General features: G+C 73.4%; 19 protein-coding genes. 12 read left to right on the top strand and 7 right to left on the bottom strand.

Features of this window, described 5'->3' with window-relative positions; translation table 11 throughout:
* Positions 1-15 precede the first annotated feature (15 nt).
* Positions 16-993 (top strand): ornithine cyclodeaminase family protein, encoded by a 978-nt coding sequence (locus tag BLW86_RS34975; RefSeq protein ID WP_256341528.1) that lies wholly within the window; start codon positions 16-18, stop codon positions 991-993.
* Here the strand turns inward: BLW86_RS34975 and BLW86_RS34980 are convergent.
* On the bottom strand, positions 988-2,268 hold the full coding sequence (locus BLW86_RS34980) for an NAD(P)/FAD-dependent oxidoreductase (protein WP_093877731.1): 1,281 nt from the start codon (positions 2,266-2,268) through the stop codon (positions 988-990). The genes BLW86_RS34975 and BLW86_RS34980 overlap by 6 nt on opposite strands.
* A 131-nt stretch (positions 2,269-2,399) precedes the next feature.
* Between BLW86_RS34980 and BLW86_RS34985 the strand changes: the two genes are divergently transcribed.
* The 5 genes from BLW86_RS34985 to BLW86_RS35005 all read left to right on the top strand — a co-directional run bounded on the left by BLW86_RS34985 (position 2,400) and on the right by BLW86_RS35005 (position 7,922).
* The gene (locus BLW86_RS34985; protein ID WP_093877732.1) at positions 2,400-3,566 is read left to right on the top strand and encodes an NAD(P)/FAD-dependent oxidoreductase; all 1,167 of its coding nucleotides are present in this window, start codon (positions 2,400-2,402) and stop codon (positions 3,564-3,566) included.
* A gap of 34 nt (positions 3,567-3,600) precedes the next feature.
* On the top strand, positions 3,601-3,915 hold the full coding sequence (locus BLW86_RS34990; RefSeq protein ID WP_030693809.1) for a (2Fe-2S)-binding protein: 315 nt from the start codon (positions 3,601-3,603) through the stop codon (positions 3,913-3,915).
* Positions 3,896-5,365: an FAD/NAD(P)-dependent oxidoreductase gene (locus tag BLW86_RS34995; protein ID WP_093877733.1), complete on the top strand. Its 1,470-nt coding sequence runs from the start codon at positions 3,896-3,898 to the stop codon at positions 5,363-5,365. Before BLW86_RS34990 ends, BLW86_RS34995 begins: the two co-directional genes overlap by 20 nt.
* Before the next feature lie 73 nt (positions 5,366-5,438).
* A complete protein-coding gene (locus BLW86_RS35000; protein ID WP_093877734.1) occupies positions 5,439-6,344 on the top strand; it encodes a dihydrodipicolinate synthase family protein in 906 nt (301 codons plus the stop codon).
* 192 nt (positions 6,345-6,536) lie between these two features.
* Complete coding sequence (locus tag BLW86_RS35005) at positions 6,537-7,922, top strand: aldehyde dehydrogenase family protein (protein ID WP_093877735.1); 1,386 nt, start codon at positions 6,537-6,539, stop codon at positions 7,920-7,922.
* Between the two features lie 7 nt (positions 7,923-7,929).
* On the opposite strand, the gene BLW86_RS35010 is transcribed toward BLW86_RS35005, so the two are convergent.
* Both BLW86_RS35010 and BLW86_RS35015 read right to left on the bottom strand, forming a co-directional pair.
* A complete protein-coding gene (locus BLW86_RS35010; RefSeq protein WP_093879037.1) occupies positions 7,930-9,186 on the bottom strand; it encodes a serine hydrolase domain-containing protein in 1,257 nt (418 codons plus the stop codon).
* 54 nt (positions 9,187-9,240) lie between these two features.
* Positions 9,241-10,137, bottom strand: coding sequence for an alpha/beta hydrolase (locus BLW86_RS35015; RefSeq protein WP_177181841.1), 897 nt, complete (start codon positions 10,135-10,137; stop codon positions 9,241-9,243).
* A gap of 117 nt (positions 10,138-10,254) precedes the next feature.
* Here BLW86_RS35015 and BLW86_RS35020 point away from each other — a divergent pair, with 117 nt between their 5' ends.
* The 3 genes from BLW86_RS35020 to BLW86_RS35030 all read left to right on the top strand — a co-directional run bounded on the left by BLW86_RS35020 (position 10,255) and on the right by BLW86_RS35030 (position 12,299).
* Entirely contained in the window at positions 10,255-11,283 is a 1,029-nt protein-coding gene (locus BLW86_RS35020; protein WP_093877737.1) for a helix-turn-helix domain-containing protein, read from the top strand.
* 90 nt (positions 11,284-11,373) lie between these two features.
* On the top strand, positions 11,374-11,583 hold the full coding sequence (locus BLW86_RS35025) for a hypothetical protein (protein ID WP_093877738.1): 210 nt from the start codon (positions 11,374-11,376) through the stop codon (positions 11,581-11,583).
* Positions 11,580-12,299 carry a hypothetical protein gene (locus BLW86_RS35030; protein WP_093877739.1) on the top strand — a complete coding sequence of 240 codons (720 nt, stop codon included), beginning with the start codon at positions 11,580-11,582 and terminating at the stop codon, positions 12,297-12,299. The genes BLW86_RS35025 and BLW86_RS35030 overlap by 4 nt, the downstream gene beginning before the upstream one ends.
* Before the next feature lie 35 nt (positions 12,300-12,334).
* On the opposite strand, the gene BLW86_RS35035 is transcribed toward BLW86_RS35030, so the two are convergent.
* The 3 genes from BLW86_RS35035 to BLW86_RS35045 all read right to left on the bottom strand — a co-directional run bounded on the left by BLW86_RS35035 (position 12,335) and on the right by BLW86_RS35045 (position 13,841).
* Positions 12,335-12,781, bottom strand: coding sequence for a MarR family winged helix-turn-helix transcriptional regulator (locus BLW86_RS35035; RefSeq protein ID WP_093877740.1), 447 nt, complete (start codon positions 12,779-12,781; stop codon positions 12,335-12,337).
* On the bottom strand, positions 12,778-13,260 hold the full coding sequence (locus BLW86_RS35040; RefSeq protein ID WP_093877741.1) for a MarR family winged helix-turn-helix transcriptional regulator: 483 nt from the start codon (positions 13,258-13,260) through the stop codon (positions 12,778-12,780). The genes BLW86_RS35035 and BLW86_RS35040 overlap by 4 nt, the downstream gene beginning before the upstream one ends.
* 146 nt (positions 13,261-13,406) lie before the next feature.
* Positions 13,407-13,841 carry an ester cyclase gene (locus BLW86_RS35045; protein WP_093877742.1) on the bottom strand — a complete coding sequence of 145 codons (435 nt, stop codon included), beginning with the start codon at positions 13,839-13,841 and terminating at the stop codon, positions 13,407-13,409.
* 406 nt (positions 13,842-14,247) lie between these two features.
* On the opposite strand from BLW86_RS35045, the gene BLW86_RS35050 reads away from it, so the two are divergent.
* Together BLW86_RS35050 and BLW86_RS35055 are read left to right on the top strand one after the other, a co-directional pair.
* Positions 14,248-15,645, top strand: a complete 1,398-nt coding sequence (locus tag BLW86_RS35050) for an APC family permease (protein ID WP_093877743.1) — start codon at positions 14,248-14,250, stop codon at positions 15,643-15,645.
* 193 nt (positions 15,646-15,838) lie between these two features.
* Positions 15,839-16,246 (top strand): hypothetical protein, encoded by a 408-nt coding sequence (locus BLW86_RS35055; protein WP_093877744.1) that lies wholly within the window; start codon positions 15,839-15,841, stop codon positions 16,244-16,246.
* Between the two features lie 162 nt (positions 16,247-16,408).
* Here BLW86_RS35055 and BLW86_RS35060 read toward each other — a convergent pair whose 3' ends face one another.
* On the bottom strand, positions 16,409-16,972 hold the full coding sequence (locus BLW86_RS35060) for a hypothetical protein (RefSeq protein ID WP_093877745.1): 564 nt from the start codon (positions 16,970-16,972) through the stop codon (positions 16,409-16,411).
* Positions 16,973-17,167: 195 nt separating this feature from the next.
* Here BLW86_RS35060 and BLW86_RS35065 point away from each other — a divergent pair, with 195 nt between their 5' ends.
* On the top strand, positions 17,168-18,673 hold the full coding sequence (locus BLW86_RS35065) for a right-handed parallel beta-helix repeat-containing protein (protein ID WP_093877746.1): 1,506 nt from the start codon (positions 17,168-17,170) through the stop codon (positions 18,671-18,673).
* Positions 18,674-18,697: the final 24 nt, after the last annotated feature.

Genomic DNA, 18,697 nt, shown 5'->3' on the forward strand with positions numbered 1-18,697 from the left:
CCTGCCATGCCGGTCATGACGGCCACGACCGCCGCGCCCTCCCTGCGCGACCTGCTCCTGATCGACGCCCCGGCCATGACCCGCCTCCTGACCCCGGCGGCGACCGCCGACGTCCTCGCCGAGGTGCTGCGTGCCGGATTCGACCCCGAGACCGCCCCGCCCCGCACCGCCGTCCCCGTCCCGGCCGGTGAGCTCCTGCTCATGCCCGCCGCCTCCGGCGCGTACGCCGGCGTGAAGATCGCGGGCGTGGCCCCCGGCAACCCGGCCCTCGGCCTGCCCCGCATCACCGGCTCCTACCTGCTCCTCGACGGCACGAACCTCCGGCCCCTCGCCCTCCTCGACGGCGCGGCCCTCACCGAACTGCGCACCCCGGCCGTGTCCGCACTCGCCGTACGCCGTCTGACACCGGACGACCGGCCGCTGCGCCTCGTCCTCTTCGGTACCGGACCCCAGGCGTACGGCCACCTGGAGGCCGTCCTCGCGGCGCGCGAGCTCGCCGAGGTGGTCGTCGTCGGGCGCAGTCCGATCGGCGCGCGGGCCCTCGCCGGATACGCGCGGACGCTCGACGCGCCCGCCCGCGTCGGCACGCCCGACGACGTGGGCGGCGCCGACCTCGTCGTCTGCTGCACCACGGCCCGGGAGCCCCTCTTCGACGGCGCTCGGGTGGCTCCGGGCGCCACCGTCGTCGCCGTCGGTTCGCACGAGCCGACGGCCCGGGAGACGGACACCGCACTCGTGACCCGCGCCGAGGTGTACGTCGAGGCGCGCTCGGCGGCGCTCCGCGAGGCGGGGGACCTGCTCGTCCCGATGGCCCGGGGAGCGATCGGCGAGGACCACGTCGTGGGCACCCTCGCCGATCTGGTGAACGGCCGCGACGCGGTGAACGGCCGCGTCCCCTCCGGGCGGCCACGGTTCTTCAAGAGCGTGGGCATGGCCTGGGAGGACCTCGCCGTCGCCGGTGCCCTGTACCGCGCGGCCCGCGGGGGCTCATGATCCCGTGCGCGACAGGGGCGCGGGTCGACCGGCCGCCCTCCGGTGCCGGATGTTGACGGCCGCCGCCCTGGCCACGGCCACGGGGTTCAGGAAACGGGGCGGACCGATCAGGCGGGACGCGAACAGGTGCATGTGCCGTGCCAGGGAGGCGTCGCGCGCCGCCGCCGAGAACATCAGCCGCTCCATGGGGTTGAACGGGCGGCCCTTGGCGAAGTCGGCGGCCAGGTACTGGTGGCCGCCCAGGCGGCGCCGGTGCCTGCGCGCGTACACCGCGAGGGACCGGTCGAGGTCGCCGCGGCCGGTCGCGGCCGGGCCGACCGCCTCCGCCAGCCACTGCGCGGACTGCAGGGCCCACCCGCATCCCACTCCCCACAGGGGGTCGCCGGTCAGGGCGGCGTCGCCGACGAGAGCGAGCCCCGGTGCCGTGGGCCTGCGGGTGTGCAGGGGGTAGTCGACCATGCCGGTGATCTTCGTGACGCGCTCGGCGGAGTCGATGGGCGGTGCGTCGGGCAGGGCGCGGACGAAGTCGAGGAAGCTGCCCTCCAGGTCCTTCCGGAAGTCCGGGAGCCGCTTCTTGTCCGGGAGCACCGCGACGACCGTCACCCCGTCGTCGTTCGGGAACGCGTAGGCCATGTCGGGCACCAGGAACCAGGCGTGGCTGATCCCGTCGCGCAGCGGGAGGCCGCGGAAGTGCGCGAAATAGCCGAAGCGCGCGTTCTCGTGCCGCCGGGTGGGCACCCCGGCGAACCCGGCCACGGCCGAGTCCTTGCCGTCGGCGCCGACCACCAGGCGGGCCCGTGTCTCGCGCTCGCCGTCGGGCGTCGACGCCCGTACCCCCACCGTCCGCCCTCCTTCCTGGAGCAGCCCGGTCACCTGATGGCCGAGGAGGACGTCGACGCCGGGGGTCTCGGCCGCGCGGGACCTGATCAGCGGGTCGAGGGTGCTGCGCCGCACGTTGTAGCCGTACGGCAGCTCCGGTCCGGGCGCGGCCCCCGGCTCGATCCATCCCCAGCGGGTGTGCCAGCGGGCCTCGTTGCGGACGGCGCCCGCCTTCTCCAGGGCGGGGAGCAGGCCGAGTTCCTTCAGGACCGGAGTGGCGTTGGCCGTGAGGGAGTGGGTGCACAGCGTCTTGTACGCCATGGGGCGCGAGCGGCGTTCCAGGAGTGCGACGCGGGCGCCGCGCCGGGCGAGCAGGATCGCCGCGGCGCTGCCGGCGAGGCTCGCGCCGCTGATGACGACGTCGTACTCGGGTCCCGTGCTCTCGGGCTGGGTCATGCGCTGATCGTCCCCCTCGTGGTGATCCCATTCCTGTCAGGAACATGAGGACGAGGAACGTGAGCGGTTGTCAAGGGACCAGGCTCTCCGCGGGTCTTGGCAACTTGAGTGCCATGTGAAATATTACTGCCGTGCCCACGAGAAACGCCTCGGATGTCATCGTCGTCGGCGCCGGCGTCGTCGGCGCGGCCTGTGCCCACTACGCCGCCCGAGCCGGCCTCTCCGTCACCGTCGTCGACCGCGGTTCCGTCGCCGGCGGCACGACGGGAGCCGGCGAGGGGAACCTCCTGGTCTCCGACAAGGAACCGGGACCCGAGCTCGAACTCGCCCTGATGTCCACCGCGTTGTGGCGGGAGCTGGCCGAACTGCTCCCGCCCCGGGTCGAGTACGAGGCCAAGGGCGGCCTCGTCGTCGCCTCGGACGAGCACGGGATGCGCGCCCTGCGCGCGTTCGCGGCCCGCCAGGAGAGGGCGGGCGTCACCAGCCAGGAGGTCCCCGAGGACCGGCTCCACGACCTGGAGCCCCACCTCGCGCCCACCCTGGCGGGCGGCTTCCACTACCCCCAGGACGCCCAGGTGATGCCCGCCCACGCGGCGGCCCAGCTGCTGCGCACGGGAGGCGAGAAGATCCGGCTGCGCCTGGGGGAGGAGGTCACCGGTCTCCTCACCGGCCCGGCCGGGGAGATCCGCGGCGTACGGACCACCGTCGGCGAGATCCACGCCCCGCACGTGGTCAACGCCGCCGGAACCTGGGGCGGCGCCCTCGCCGAACTCGCGGGCGTCCACCTGCCCGTACTGCCCCGCAGGGGCTTCGTCCTCGTCACCGAGCCGCTCCCGCGCGTGGTGCGCCACAAGGTGTACGCCGCCGACTACGTGGCCGACGTCGCCAGCGGCTCCGCCGCGCTCCAGACCTCCGCGGTCGTCGAGGGCACCCCCGCGGGACCGGTCCTGATCGGCGCCAGCCGGGAACGCGTCGGCTTCGACCGGACGCTCTCCACCGAGGTCCTGCGCCGGCTCGCCGCCGGAGCCACCGCGCTCTTCCCCGTCCTCGGCACCGTACGGGCCATCCGCACCTACCTCGGCTTCCGCCCGTACCTGCCGGACCACCTGCCCGCCATCGGCCCCGACCCGCGCGTCCCCGGCCTGCTCCACGCCTGCGGCCACGAGGGAGCGGGCATCGGACTCGCCCCGGTGACGGGCCGGATCGTCACCGCCTGCCTGGCCGGCGACGAACCGCCCCTCGACATCCACCCGTTCCGGCCCGAACGCTTCACCGACCCCGCACCCCTCGCACCCTGAGACGCGCGCACCCACCGTCACGAGAGGAGGGCCCGTGGCCCGCACCCCCGCCGACCTCGTCGGCGCACAGCCCGATCCGCCGTTCGAGATCACCTTCGACGGCCGTCGCGTCACCGCCCTGCCGGGCCAGACCCTCGCCGCCGCCCTCTGGGGCGCCGGCATCCTGGCCTGGCGCACCACCCGGGACGGCGGCCGGCCGCGCGGCGCCTTCTGCGGCATCGGTCAGTGCTACGACTGCCTCGCCACCGTCAACGGCGAACCCAACCGGCGCGCCTGCCTGGTCCCGGCCCGCCCCGGCGACGCGATCACCACCCAGGAGGGACACGGCCATGACCGCCTCGCCGTCTGAACCGGAGACGCGGCACGAGCCGTACGACCTCGCGGTCGTGGGAGCGGGCTCCGCGGGCCTCGCCGGTGCCGTCACGGCCGCCGAACTCGGGCTGTCCGTAGTGCTGTTGGACGCCTCCGCACAGACCGGCGGGCAGTTCTACCGGCACCCGGCGCCCGCCCTCGGAGCCGTACGGCCGGAAGCCCTGCACCACGACTGGTCCCCCTTCGCCGACCTCCGCCGACGCCTCGCCGGAAGCGGCGTCACCCACCTCGGCGGGCACCACGTGTGGTCCACGGTGCGGGAGGACGACGGGACCTGGACCGTGCACGCCGTCACCGGAGCCGACGCAGCCGTCGAGCGACCCGCACGGATCCGGGCCCGGACGCTGCTGCTCGCCACCGGAGCGTACGAACGTCAACTCCCCTTCCCGGGCTGGACCCTGCCCGGCGTCGTGGGCGCGGGCGGAGCACAGGCCATGCTCAAGTCCGGCCTCGTGCTGCCGGGCCGCCGCGTCGTCGTGGCCGGCAGCGGCCCCCTGCTCCTCGCCGTCGCCTCCTCCCTCGCCGCCGCCGGCGCACGGGTGCCGGCCGTGGTCGAGGCCACCGACTACCTTCGGTACGTCCGCAGCCCCCTGGCCCTCCTCGCCAACCCGGCGAAGGCGGCCGAAGCGCTGTCGCACGGCGCCGCACTGCTCCGGCACCGCGTCCGCGTCCGGCTGCGCAGTGCCGTCACCGAAGTGCACGGCACCGACCGGGTGGAGGCCGTCACCGTCACCCGCCTCGACGCCGACTGGCGTCCCGTGCCGGGGACGGGCCGCCGGATCACGTGCGACGCCCTGGCCGTCGGTCACGGCCTCGTCCCGCAGATCGAACTGGCCACGACCCTCGGCTGTGCCACCCGACGGCTCCCCGACGGAACCCTGGGCCTCGCCCTGGACGACCACCAGGAGACCTCGGAGCGCGGCCTGTGGGCGGCGGGCGAGACCGGGGGAGTCGGCGGCGCCGAACTCGCCCGCACGGAAGGCGAGCTGGCCGCTCGCGCCGTCGCCGCGCGCCTCCTCGGCCACCGCGCCGAGGAGGACCGGATCGCCGGACTGCGCCGCCGCCGGGACCGGCTGCGCGCCTTCGCCGACGTGATGTCCGCCGCCCACGCCCCGGGCCCCGGCTGGCAGGGCTGGCTCACCGACGACACGGACGTGTGTCGCTGCGAGGAGGTCACCGCCGGACGGATCCGCGAGGCGGTGACCGAGCTCGGCGCGCGCGACGCGAGGACCGTCAAGCTGCTCACGCGGGCCGGCATGGGCTGGTGTCAGGGGCGGATGTGCGGGACGGCCGTCTCCTGCCTCGCCGCGCGCGGCGGCGCCCCCGAACCGCCCGCCGAGCGCCGCCCGTTCGCCGTGCCGGTCCGGCTCTCGGCGCTCGCCGCGCTCGACGGGGAACCGGCCGATCCGCACCCCCAGGCCCCCTGAGGGGAGAGGCCCGCGCGGGCCCCTCTTCTTCACGCATCTGTAAAATGTCACACGCTACAGAAAGGTCATCGACATGACCACCACCTGGAACACCGACCGACCCTGGCGCGGCATCATGGTCGCCACCACCCTCCCCCTCCGCGAGGACCTCTCCGTCGACCACGACGCCTACGCCGAACACGTCGCCTGGCTGATCGCCAACGGCTGCGACGGCGTCGTCCCGAACGGCTCCCTCGGCGAGTACCAGACCCTCACCGACGCCGAGCGCGCCCAGGTCGTCCGTACCGCCGTCGAAGCGGCCGGGGACGGGGCGCGGGTCATGCCCGGCGTCTCCGCGTACGGCAGCGCCGAGGCCCGCCGCTGGGCCGAACAGGCCGCCGAGGCCGGCTGCGGCTCGGTCCTCCTCCTGCCGCCCAACACCTACCGCGCCGACGCGACGGCCGTACGCGCCCACTATGCCGAGGTGGCCGGCGTCGGGATCCCGGTCGTCGCCTACAACAACCCCTTCGACACCAAGGTCGACCTCGCCCCCGACCTGCTCGCCCGCCTGCACGGCGACGGCGACATCGTCGCCGTCAAGGAGTTCAGCGGCGACGTCCGCCGCGCCTACGAGATCGCCGAACTCGCCCCCGAGCTCGACCTGTTGATCGGGGCCGACGACGTCCTCCTGGAGCTGGCCGTGGCGGGCGCCGTCGGCTGGATCGCCGGCTACCCCAACGCCTTCCCCACGAGCTGCGCCGCGCTGTACCGCGCCGCCGTGGCGGGCGACCTGACGACCGCCCTGCCGCTCTACAAGTCCCTGCACTCCTTGCTGCGCTGGGACTCCAAGACCGAGTTCGTCCAGTCCATCAAGCTCTCCATGGACATCGCCGGCCGCACCGGCGGCCCCACCCGTCCGCCGCGCCACCCGCTCACCGGTGCGACCGAGGCCGCGGTGCGGACCGCCACGGAGAAGGCCGTCGCGGCCGGCCACCGCTGAGCCGCGCGCCGTCCTGAGGCCCACCGCTGCGCCGCGCGCCATCCTGACGCCCACCGCGGGCGCCCACCGCCGGCGGCAGCCGCCGGCGGTCGCGCGGCGCCGGAGCGGCGCAGTACTTCCGCGACCGAACGATCCCTTCCCGGGCGACCCCTTCCTTTCCCAGGCGATCCCTTTCCCCGGAGGCCTCCTCCTGTGACCGACGCACTTCCCCTCCTCATCTCGCGCAACCCGGCCGACCCGGCCGACGTGCTCCTGCGGATCCCCGCACCGGGCGCTTTCGCGGCCGTGGACACCGTCGAACGGGCCCGTGCCGCGCAGCCCGGCTGGCTGCTGGCCGGAGCCGCCGCACGCTCGGCCGCCCTGGGCGCGGTCGCCACCGCCGTCGAGGCCGCGGCCGACGAACTGGCCGGGCTCGCCGTGCGCGAGGTGGGCAAGCCGCTCTCCGAGGCCAGGGCCGAGGTGGCCCGTACCGCCGCGATCTGGCGCTACTACGCCCAGGCCCCCTTCGCCCCCACCGGCTCCGTCCACGAGCCCTCGGCAGGCGACGGCCTGCTGCTGACCCGGCGCCGACCGCACGGCGTGGCAGCGCTCATCACCCCCTGGAACTTCCCCTTCGCCATCCCGACCTGGAAGGCGGCCCCGGCGCTCGCCGCGGGGAACACCGTCGTCCTCAAGCCCGCGCCCGAGGCCACCGCCTGCGCCCGGCGCCTCGGCGAGATCGTGCGACAGGCCGTCCCGGAAGCGGTGTTCACCGTCCTCCCCGGCGGCGCCACCGAAGGCAACGCGCTCGTCTCGGCCGCCGACGTCGTCTCCTTCACCGGCTCCACCCCCGTCGGCCGGGCCGTGGCCAGGGCCGCGGCCGTCCGGGGCATCCCGGCGCAGGCCGAGATGGGCGGCCTGAACGCGGCCGTCGTGCTGCCCGACGCGGACATCGAGCAGGCCGCCGGCCACATCGCCGCCTCCGTCGCGGGATACGCGGGCCAGAAGTGCACCGCCACCAGCCGCGTCATCGCGGTCGGCACCGCCCTCGAACCGCTGCGCGAGGCCCTCTCCGAAGCCCTGCGGGCCCTCCCGGTCGGCGACCCCGCCGACCCGGCCACCGTGTGCGGGCCGCTCATCCACGAGGGCGCCCGCGACCGGGTGCTCGACGTCTGCCGGGGGCTCGCCACGCTCGCCGGCGGCACCGCCTCCGACAGAGACGGCTGGTACGCGGCCCCGACCCTGGTCGAGAAGGTGTCCCCCGGACACCGGCTGCTGCGCGAGGAGGTCTTCGGCCCGATCGCCTCCCTGCTCCCCGCCGACGACGTCGCCCACGCGATCCGAATCACCAACTCCGTCCCGTACGGCCTGGTGACCTCGGTCCACACGGCCGACCTGAACACCGCCCTGCACGGTCTCGACCTGCTCGACACCGGGATGATCCGGATCAACGCCCCCTCCACCGGCGTCGACTTCCACCTGCCCTTCGGCGGGTCGAAGGCCTCCAGCCACGGGCCGCGCGAGCAGGGCAGGGCGGCCCTCGAGTTCTACACCTCCGGCCGGACGTACACCCTGGCCCCGGCGGGACCGGCGACCTGACCCCGTCCTACGGAACGATCTCCGAGGCCGTGGAGGCCCCACCGCACATCGCCCGCTGGTACAGCGCCTTCAGGGCGCCGTCGATGGGGTGGGGCTGCGGCTTCCCCGAGGCGTCCGGCTTGTTCCACCTGACGAGGTTGACCGCCACGGACATCTGCCGCCTCCCGTCGGCGCGCGTCAGGGACATCGTCCCGGCTCCCCAGACGGTGCCGTCGTGGCCCCAGAAGGTGCCGCAGGGGGTCTCGACCTTGTGCAGCCCGAGACCGTACTGGATCAGCGATCCGTCCAGGGCGCGGGTCGGGACCGTGCGCTGCATCTCCGTCAGCGACGACCGGCTGACGATCCGGCCGTCGAGCAGCAGGGCGTAGAAGCGGTTGAGGTCCTCCATGGTCGACACCAGGGCGGCGGCCGGCCCCACCCAGGACATGTCGTAGACGCTGTAGTCGCGCGGCGGGTCGATCAGACCGTAGAACGCCTCGTACAGCCGCGAGTGCGGTCCCTCGACACGCGTCCCCTTCGGGAACCCGGTGTGCCGGAGCCCCGCGCGCTCGATGACGTTCCGGGTGATGTACTCCTCGGCGGGCATGCCGGTCACGTGTTCCAGGAGCTCACCGAGAATCAGCCAGTTGGTGTTGGAGTACACGCCCGTGGGTCCACCGGGCTCGCCGGCGGGAGGCGCCGAGAGGCCCATCTCGATCAGCTCGGCCGGGCGGAACGTGCGGAACCGGTTGTCGTCCAGGCTCCGGGTCGAGACGTCGAGCCGGGAGGGGAACCCGTGGAGCGAGGGGAAGGCGTACGTGAGGTAGTCGGGGATGCCGCTCGTGTTGTTGAGCAGCATCCGCACGGTGATCCTCCTGCCCCGCTCGCCCGGTACGAGCTGCGGCAGGTAGTCCCCGATCGGCGCGTCGAGCCGGATCCTGCCCCGCTCGACCTGCTGCATCACGGCGGCGGCGGTGAAGGTCTTCGTGACGCTGCCGACGCGGTGCCGCATGTCGGCCGTGACGGGACGGCCGTTCGTGACGTCGGCGACCCCGGAGGCGCCCCGCCAGGTCCGGCCGTCGTCCCGCACCTCGGCGAACACGCCCGGCACACCCGCCCGGTGGACACCGTCCAGGGCGGACTCCAGCTCCGCGGGATCGAAGCCGGCGGCCGCACGCGCGCTCCCGGCGGGAGCGGTCCCCGCGCCGCCGGGTACGGCGGCCGCGGTCACCATGCCCGCACAGACACCGAGCGCGGCGACACTTCCACACAGCACCATGCGCATCTTCACGACAATCAGTCCTTTCGGGTTCGTTCGTGGAAGGGGAGGAGACGGCGATCAGTCGGCGAGGGCGCGGCGCAGCACGGCGCCGAGCTCGGCGTTCTGCCGCTGCGAGACCTCGGCGGAGAGGATCGCCTGCGACCCGTGGAACGTGCCGGGCCACTGGTGGAGCTCGACGGACACGCCCGCCCGGAGCAGACGGACGGCGTAGTCGATGTCCTCGTCGCGGTTCGGGCAGAACTCGGCGGAGGCGACGTAGGCCGGCGGAAGGCCGGACAGATCGGTGGCCCGCGAGGGAGCGGCGTACGGCGTGGCGGGCCGGGAGCCCAGGTAGTGGCCCCACGCGGCGATCGCCTTGCCCCGGTGGAACCAGGGCGTGTCCGTGAAGTTCCGGGCCGACCAGGTCTCCAGCCGGTCGTCGAGCCCCGCCTGGTTGAGCAGCTGGAAGCGGATCGGCGGCCCCTGTTCGTCACGCGCCCGCAGCGCCACCGCGGCCGCGAGCCCGCCGCCGGAGCTGTGGCCCCCGACCGCGATCCGCGCGGGGTCGACGCCGAGTTCGGCCGCGTGCTCGGCCGTCCAGGTCAGGGCGGCGTAGGCGTCGTCCAGGGCGGCGGGGAACGGATGCTCGGGGGCCAGCCGGTAGCCGACCGAGATCACCACGGCCCCGGAGGTCTCCGCGATGCGGGTGGCCCACGGGTGCTCGGTGTCCACGTCCCCCATGACGAACCCGCCGCCGTGCAGCCAGACCACGGCCCCCCGCGCCCCGCGCGGCCGGTAGATCCGCACCACCACGTCCGGGTCGGCCGGCACGACCCGGTCCTCGACCTCCATCTCCGAGGTGTCGGGCGTCGGCACGGCGGCCGCCAGACCGGCGAAGTACGTGCGGGCGGAGACCGGATCGGACAGGTCGGTCTGCGGGAAGAACGGGACGAACGCTTCGAGTTCGGGATCCATGACGACCATCCTCCGGCCCGGCCGCCGAGGGATCATCCGCCATCCGTCGCGCGTCCCGCCCCGATCACGCACCGAACGGCGCACGCCCTCCCCCGGACCTTCTGCCATCCTTCTGCCATGGAGGCACTGGCCGTACGGCTGTCGGGACTCGATCCGTACGTCGACGGCGCGATGCGCATCGTCGCGTTCTACGACACCCTGATGCGCCGCCGGGTCGACCTCCCCGCACTCGCCCGCGCCTCGGCGGGCCTGGCCGAGTGCGTCGCCGGGATACGGCTCCACGGCACCGGCGGCGCCACCCGCGTCTCACCCCACGGCACCCAGGCGTCCACCCCGCCGGCGCCCGCGTCCACCGAGGCGCCGATCACCCTCGACGAGGAGGAGATCGGCACGGTCTGGCTGGAGCGCCCCGGCCCGCCCAACCCGCTCGACGAGGTCCTCCTCGACCGCTTCGCCCTCGCCGCCGCGGCCGCCGCCGAACGCTACGGCCCCGCCCGCACCACCATGGCCGACCCCGCCCTCGTCGAACTGGCCATCAGCTCCGACAGCGACGACGCAGCCCGCGCCCGGGCGCTGCGCCTCCTGGGCTTCGCCCCCCACCTCCCCGTCCACGTCGTCGCCGTCCGCACGAGCCTCCCGCTCGACCGCGTCGGCACCCTCGTCTGCCCGGCCCGCCCCGTGAAGGCGGCCCCGCTCGCCGACGCGGGCGTCATCCTGGCCACCACCCTGGACCGTACGGGCTTCCCCGCAGGCGTACGGGCGGGCATCGGAGCCACCGAGAGCCCCGACCGCTCCTGGCGCCAGGCCCGCACGGCCCTCCGCTTCACCACCCCGCGCGAACCCGTCGTCGACCACGCCGACCTGGGCGCGCTGGCCCTCCTGGCGGACATCCCCGAGGACGCCGTACGGGACAACCCCGACGTGACCGCGATCGACCGCCTGACCCCGGAGGACCTGGAGACCCTGGACACCTACTGCGCCACCGCCTCCGTCCGCCGCGCGGCCGACCTCCTCCACCTCCACCACAGCAGCATCGCCCGCCGCCTCGACCACATCGGCAAGGCCCTCGCCCTGGACCTCACCGCCCCCACGGGCCTGACCCGCGCACGACTCGCCCTCACGGCATGGCGACTGCTCCACGGCTGAGCGGGCACGGCGGAAAAGGGGTCCATTGACGCCCCCGTCCGAGACTGAGAGGCTGCCCGCGATCACGAACCGGTCGCTTTCAGGGGAGACATGCCCTACTTCGAAGCCGTGCTGTTCCACCGGGTCGGAACGCTTCTCGTCCCCACCTGGGGCCCGGACCCCGGGAGACCGAGAGGGGCCCGGTGGATCGAACGCACCCTCCTCCTCCCGTCCCTGACCCGGACCCGGACCACCGAGGAACGCCTGCATTCGGTGCTCGGGGCCTGCGGGCTCGCCGTCGTCGGAGCGGCCGCCCGATGACCTACGAGGAGTTCGTCGCGCTCGCCTCCGCGGACGCGGCCGTCGTCGGCCTCGTCCTCAAGGGGTCCCGGGCACACGAGGGCATGACCACCGAGCACTCCGACCACGACCTGTACGTCGTCCTCGCCGAAGGCGTACCGACGGAGCTGACGGGGTTCGCGGGGCACCGCACCCGCCAACTCGACCTCGTCCTCCTCACCCTCGACCAGTTCCGGTCCGCCGGGATGCCGGGCTTCGAACGCTACGCCCTCGCCCGCGCCCGGGTCGTGCTCGACCGGCTCGACGGGGACATCGCCCGGATCCTGGCGGCCAAGGCACGCCTGACCGCCGACGAAGCCTCCCGCGCCGCCGCCGGGTGGCTCGACGCCTACGCCAACTCCCTCTACCGCTCGCTGAAGAACGACAGGGACGGCCACGTCCTCGCGGCCCGGCTCGACGCCACCGACGGCGTCGGCCACCTGCTCGAACTCCTCTTCGCACTCGACCGCCGCCCCCGCCCCTACAACAAGTACCTGGAGTGGGAGCTCGACCGGTACCCGCTGCCCGGCTGGGACACCGGCGCGCTGCTCGACGCCCTGGGTCGCATCTCGGAATCGGGTGACGCCTCCGCCCAGCGCCGGCTCTTCGCCCAGGTCGAGGCGGCGGCGCGACACCGAGGCCTCGGCGCGGTGCTCGACGCATGGGGCGACGACCTGGAGCTGATGCGCGGGCGGTAGGGGTGTCTTGCCGATGAGGCCGGGCTCGCCGGACCTCAGGCTCCCGCCAGTTCGGCGTTCGCGCGCTCCGTGAGGAGCGTCAGCACGCGGCCCGCGACCGCGAGGTCCTCGGCCGGGATGCCGGCGTACAGCCGGGCGGAGATCTCGGCGGTCTCGGCGGTGGTGGTCTCGTACAGCTCCCGTCCCGCGTCCGTGAGGCGCAGCCGGGAGGCCTGTGCCGGGTCCTGCTCCAGCAGCTTCGCGGCCGCCAGTTCGTCGATCACGCCGTGCACGACCGACGCGTCGGACTTCAGCGAGCCGATGACGTCGGTGACCAGCGCGTCGCGCTCGATGGAGCCGCCCGCGACGGTGACGGCCCGGAGCGTCACGCTCTGCTCGAACGTGACGCCGTGGCGGGTCAGCACGCCTTCCAGGAGGGCGCGTGCGGAGTAGTGCGCCAGGGCGATGACGCGGCCGTTCGTGGTGGGTGCGGTGATGGTCATGACTGCTCCTCGTCGTTCTCGGTGTGCGGATCAAGAGGCGCTTCGAGCAGGGTCGCCAGCTCGCGGGTGAACTCCCGTGCGCGCGGGCTGTCCCGGCCTCCGAGCGGGTCCAGCATCTGGTCCAGGAGGCCCTGGACCACCTTGATGGCGCGGCGCGTGACGTCGTGCCCCCGCTCGGTGAGCGACAGCCGCATGGCGCGCGGGTCGTCAGGGTCCCGGGTGCGGTCGACGAGTCCGGCCGTCTCCAGTGCCCGGGCGAGCTTGGAGACGTACAGCGCTTCGAGCCCGGTGTGGTCGGCGAGCTGTCGCTGGCTCGGCTGCCGACCGGAGCGCGCCATGCCGTACAGGGAACCCAACAGGGCGTACTGGGCGTGGGTCAGGCCCAGCGGTGCGACCGCCCGGTCGACGGCCACTCGCCACTTCATGGACAGGCGCCAGACCAGGAAACCCGCCGTGGCGCTCTCGGTTGCTGAACTCACGATGAATACACTACATGGCTACTATGTCCATGGCTACTATTTTCCGGCTCGCATCCGGCTCGCATCCGGCTCGCGTCCGGCTCGCATCCGGCTCGCATCCGGCCGGTCCGGTGCCGGGGGGGCGGGGCCGCTCTCCTCGGGCCTCGTCAGGACGGGAGGGCGCCGAGCTGGCGGAGCTGTGCGAGGACGTCCACGATGCCCCGGACCTCGGCGATCCGGCCGTCCACGAAGCGGAGGACGAAGATCTCGCCGTACGTGACGCGCTTCCCGGTGGGCGGCAGGCCCCGGTACTCGCCCAGGTGGGTCCCGGTCACCGTGTTCCGGGAGACGACCTTGTCGCCTTCCGCGACCGTCTCCTCGACGGTGACGTGGATGTCGGGGAACGCGCGCAGCAGCGCCTCCCACACCCGCTTCATGGCCTCCGCGCCGGTCCCGCCCATCGGCACCGGCGCGTGGAAGATCACGTCCGGGGCGGTGAACTCGTCGACGGCCCGCGCGACGATCTCCGGATCGCCGCTGTTCGTGGCAGAGTGGAAGCGGCGGAGCGCGGCGATGTTGCGTGTCGCCTCGGCTGTCGGCATGGGGGTTCTCCTTCTGTTCCGGGTCGGGACGTCTCGGCAGTACGACGGCACGGCGGCCGGGAACGTGACACGGCGCGGACCGGCGCGGGCCCGAATGCGCCGGTTCCGGCGGGTGCGCCCGGTATTCCGGAATGTGGATCGGCGGTAAAGCGCGGGAAAAGTCCTCCCGGTCACGCTGCGGTTCCCGCACGGAGCGTTTCGGCCGTCTTGACGCCTCCTTGGCGCCGCCGCGCCCCGCCCGGGCGTGTCGGAACAACGGATTCCGCAGCGGGTAGGCCATTGACCTGCGGTTCTGCTCACGCTTCCATTCAGCCCGGGAGCCCACGGAACCACCTGATCACCAGCCGCCTCGGAGGCGATACCGCTCCCGCTCAGAATCACCGCTCACATCGATCGGAACCGCCTGATGACCGACACCCTCAGCGCGCCGCACGCGTTGGCCCCCCAGACCGAACCCGTGCCGCAGAAGCTCAAGCGTTCCATCGGTGTCGTGGGCGGCACCTTGCTCACGCTGTCGTGCGTGACGCCCGCCTCCACGCTCTTCGTGGTCGTACCGGACCTCTTCGACGGGGTCGGCACGTACGCCGCCCTGACCATCGCCATCGGCTCGCTGCTCTGTATCGGCGTGGCGTTCTGCTACTCCGAGCTCGGCACCCTGATCCCCAGCGCGGGCGGCGAGTACGCCATCGTCTCCACCCTCTCGGGCCGCCTGGCGGGCTGGCTGGTGTTCGTCCTGTCCCTGCTGGTCGTGATGATCGTGCCACCGGTGATCGCCATGGGGACCGCCGACTACCTCGCGCCCCTGGTGCACATCCCCGCCCCGCTCGCCGGCGCGGGCGTCATGCTCCTCGCGACCCTCGCGGGCCTCCTCGACCTGCGCGCCAACGCCTGGATCACCGGCATCTTCCTCGTCCTCGAGGTGGTCGCGGCGGGCATCGTCGCGATCCTCGGCTTCGCCCACTCCGAGCGGGGCGTCGGCGCGCTGGTCCACGGCCAGGTCGCCGCCGAGGGCGGCTCGCACTCGCTCGTCACCGGCGCCATGGTGGTCTCCGGTCTCGCCGTCGCCCTCTTCATCACCCAGGGCTTCTCGACGGCCGTCTACCTCTCCGAGGAGCTGGAGAACCCGCGCCGCACCGTGGCCCGCACCGTGCTCGCCACCCTCGCCATCTCGACCGCCGTCATCCTGGTGCCCGTCGTCGCCATCACCCTCGGCGCCGGCGATCTGGAGACCCTCACCGGCGGCGACATCAGCGGCATGATCGAGGCCTGGTCCAACTCCGCCGTCGGCACCTTCATCAGCCTCTGCGTCGCGCTGGCCATCATCAACGCCGGCATCGTCATGGTCATCCAGAACTCCCGCGTCCTCTTCGCCTCCGCCCGCGACAAGGCCTGGCCGGAGCCCGTCAACAACGCCCTGTCCCGTCTGGGCCGCTTCGGCTCCCCGTGGGTGGCCACCCTGGTCGTGGGCGTGCCGGGCGCGGCCCTGTGCTTCGTCAACCTCGACACCCTCTACGGCGTCACCGGCGTCTCCGTGACCGGCATGTACCTGCTGGTGGCCGTGGCGGCGCTGTTCAGCCGCCGGGGCGCGCACCGCGAGGTCGCGGCGTGGCGCATGCCGCTGTGGCCGGCCATCCCGGTGGTCCTGATCGGCGTCCTCGCGTACGTCCTGTACATGCAGGACGTCGAGTACCTGCTGTGGACCGGCGGCATCACGGCGGTGGCCACCCTCTACTGGGCGCTGTACCTGCGGCCCCGCAAGGACACCCGCTGGCTGGTCAGCATTCCGGAGGACGAGCAGGCCTGACCCTGTCGACACCTTCCCGCCCGGGGGCCGGGGCGCTTTCCGCGCCCCGGCCCCCGGGCGTTTCGCGGCACGGGCCGTTCGGGTCGTGCCGCGGCGCCCGGGACCGGGGACGATCACTCCGTACGGGGGGCGGTCGGTACGTCCCGCGTGTCGTGCCGGGCGGCATGGGCGGCGGAAACGTATCTGTGCATGCATGACCACCGACATGGAACACCTGTTGAACGTACGTCTGTGCGAGCGCTTCGGTGACGCGGCCGACTGGGCCGAGGTCACGTCCCTGACCGCCTCCCTTCTCCGGGTCGTCCTCTCGGCGCTCGGTCCCGAGGACGCCATGGCCTTCCTGACGGCGGCGCGTCACGCCCTCGACGAGGAGGAATCCCGGGCAGGAACGATTCACCTGGGCTTCGGAGCCCACCTCTGGACCCACCTCGAAGACGTCTCCTGGGGCGCGTCGGCCCTGGCCAGGGCATCGGCCTGGGACGCGATGCTGACCATGCACCGGCTTTCCGTACTGGCCCCCCACCCGGGCCTCGGCGCTCATGTCGACAGCGCGCTGGAAGCCTGCCGGCTCCGGCTCGTGCCGGCCGTCGCCGGCTTCTGACCGGGGCACGCGCGCGGGGTCGGTGAACCGGCCCGCGCGCCGACGGCCTCCTCACCTCCGTCCCCGAGGCCGCCGACGCGGCGGCCTCGGGCCCCCGCTCCCCGGTGAACGGCCGACCCCGGCCCCGCCCCACCGGCGAGCTGCCGGCCCTGGGGGCGTGCCTCAGCGCAGCGCCCTCGCCGCCCGGAGCCACTCGCGGTCGTCGGCGCCGAGCAGGCTGTCCGGAAGCGTCTCGTCGTCCAGCAGTACGGCCACGGCCGGGGCGTGTTCCAGGAACGCGGTCCTGCACCGTTCGCGTTCGGGGTGGTCGTCGTCGAGCCCGAGCAGCAGCACCGACCGCTCGGAGGCCGCGTCGACGGGTTCGGACAGGCACGCGGCGACGACCACCAGGTCGACCAGGCCGGACCGCACCGCGGGCGCGAGGCCGGGGTCGGCCGCGAGACGGAGCAGGAAGGGCAGGGCCGCGGGCATGGCCGCGCTCATGTGGAGGACACCGTCCAGCAGGACGTTAACAAAAAGGCGGAGCGCCTCGGGACCCGCGGCCTCGTCGAGCAGGCAGGGGAGGAGGGCCGGGATTCCCGACGGACCGGCGGGGGCGGGCGGCCAGACGGCGTCGGAGCGGCCCAGAAGCGCGGGATGACCGGACCCGGCGAGTCCTGCTCGCGGATGGTCGCGGAGGAACCGGGCGATGTCGGCCTCTTTGGCGGCCGCATCCGTCACGCACATCCGTACATCCTCCGTCCCGCCCGACGCCCGGTCGACGGCACTCTCTCCTGCCCGGGCGGCCGAGCGCAAGGGCCGGGATCGACCAATCACCCACCCCCTGATCGAAATTCGATCAATCGACGGGAACGCATTGACTCGATCACCGGCCACACCTAGCTTCTGGCCGCATCCGACCGCCAGAAAGGTTGTTGCGCCATGACCATCAGAGCTTTGCCCGCACGGCAGTTGACACTCCGCGCGCTCCTCGCCGCCGCCCTCGCGCTCGGCGGAACCGCCCTCTCCGGCGCGCCCGCCGAGGCCGCGGGGAGCGTCACCTATGTGGACTGCTCACGGGCGACCCCCGGGGACGGCAGCCAGGGGGCGCCGTTCAACAGCATCGGACAGGCCAACGCGAGGACGTACGGCCCCGGCGACACGCTCGCCTTCGCCGCCGGCACCACGTGCACCGGCGCCCTCGCCCCCCAGGGCAGCGGCACCGCCGCCGCACCCATCGACCTCACCGGTTACGGCACCGGCGCCCTGCCCGTGATCGACGGCGGCGGCGCCCCGAACGCGGTCTCCCTCACCAACCAGGACCACTGGCGGATCAGCGACCTCGCACTCACCAACCCCGCCCCCACCCTCGCCCGCCGCACCGGTCTGCGGATCTCCGCCACCGACGGAACGGCCCACCGCGGCTTCGACATCGGCAACCTCGTCATCGACCGGGTGGCCGGCCAGACGAACAAGAACAGCCCCACCACCGAGGACTTCGTCCAGTCCGCCGGCATCGTCACGGGCGCGAGCGGCACGAACTCGACCCTCAACGACGTCCACGTCCACGACAACCGGATCAGCAACACCGGTGGCGGCGGCCTCAAGATCCGCGTCGGCGCCATGGCCGTCAAGGGCACCGGCGTACTGATCGAGAACAACGTCGTCAAGGACGTCGGCGGCGACGGCATCATCGCCAGCTACGCCGACGCGCCCATGATCCAGTACAACAACGCCTCCGGCGTCGGCAACGGCGTCTACCCCTTCTCCGGCGGCAACTTCGCCGGCATCTGGGTGCTCGGCGACCACGATCCGACCATCCAGAAGAACGCCGTGTACGGCATCACGCGGATGTCCGTGGCCGACAGCCAGGCCTTCGACTGCGACTGGGGCAACACCGGCACCTGCACGATCCAGTACAACTTCAGTCGCGACAACGTCGGCGGCTTCTTCCTCGACTGCGACGGCTGCGGCACCATCGGCGGCGCCCGGCAGGTCATCCGCTACAACATCTCCGAGAACGACTGCCGCATGAGCAGCGTCAGCGCCGGCCGCTCCGCGCTGCACCTCTACAACAACGTCCTCTACTGCACGGACAAGAAGTTCAGCATCACGCTCCCCGACGAGAGCGTCGTCGAGAACAACATCTGGGTGGGGACCAGCGACTCCCGACTGCCCGCCGGGGCCGGGATCTCCTGGCTGTGGAACGTCTTCCAGGGCGTGCCCCGGCCCACCGCCAACGGCATCGTCGGCGACCCGCAGTTCGTGAACCCCGGCACCGGCGGCGACACGATCCACTCCGCCGACGGCTACAAGCTGCGCGCCACGTCCCCCGCCCTGAACAACGGCTCCGTGATCAGCGGAAACGGAGGCCGCGACTACTGGGCGAACCCGGTGAGCGCGACCACGAAGCCGCACCGCGGCGCGTACAACGGGCCGGGGCTCTGAACACGCGCCGATATGTGACGGTCT

The sequence above is a fragment of the Streptomyces sp. TLI_105 genome (genome assembly GCF_900105415.1).
Lineage (GTDB): Bacteria > Actinomycetota > Actinomycetes > Streptomycetales > Streptomycetaceae > Streptomyces.